The 539-nt window shown below is 37.3% G+C and carries 1 protein-coding gene; it reads left to right on the top strand.

The window, feature by feature from the left end; all coding sequences use genetic code 11:
- A partial coding sequence (locus N8M20_RS10175) for a CPBP family intramembrane glutamic endopeptidase (protein WP_261080511.1) occupies positions 1–539 on the top strand: 539 nt, incomplete at both ends.

The raw sequence follows: 539 nt of genomic DNA, 5'->3' as shown, positions 1-539 counted from the left end.
TATTCAAAATAAGTGCAGTCTTCTCTTACTTATTTTTCGTATTTGGTCTTTCTCAGCTGACGCTTATTGTTCAAAATTATTGGCAATTTTCTTCCCAGATTGGCAATTTCGTCTGGATTCAAAATATCTTGAGTTTACTATTTAGCGGAGTCATGATTTGGATTCTGTTTAAGACAGGGCACGGCTATCTTTTTCGCATTCCGAGAAAAAAATGGCTTTGGTATTCGATTTTGACAGTATTAGTGCTAGTTTTCCAGATCTCTTTTAACGTTCAGACAGCTAAACATGTTCAGTCAACTGCTGAAGGTTGGGCTGTATTGATCGGTTATAGTGGGACCAACTTTGCCGAGCTAGGTATCTATATAACTTTGTTCTTTCTGACTCCACTTATGGAAGAGTTAATCTATAGAGGATTACTGCAACACGCCTTTTTTAAGCATTCGAGATTTGGCCTTGATTTGCTTCTTCCGTCAATTTTATTTGCTCTTCCTCATTTTTCAAGCCTGCCTAGTTTGTTAGATATCTTCGTCTTTGCAACA

Source organism: Streptococcus mitis (assembly GCF_946190275.1).
GTDB classification, from domain to species: Bacteria; Bacillota; Bacilli; order Lactobacillales; family Streptococcaceae; genus Streptococcus; species Streptococcus mitis_DC.
This window is presented reverse-complemented; position numbering and strand designations above follow the sequence as displayed.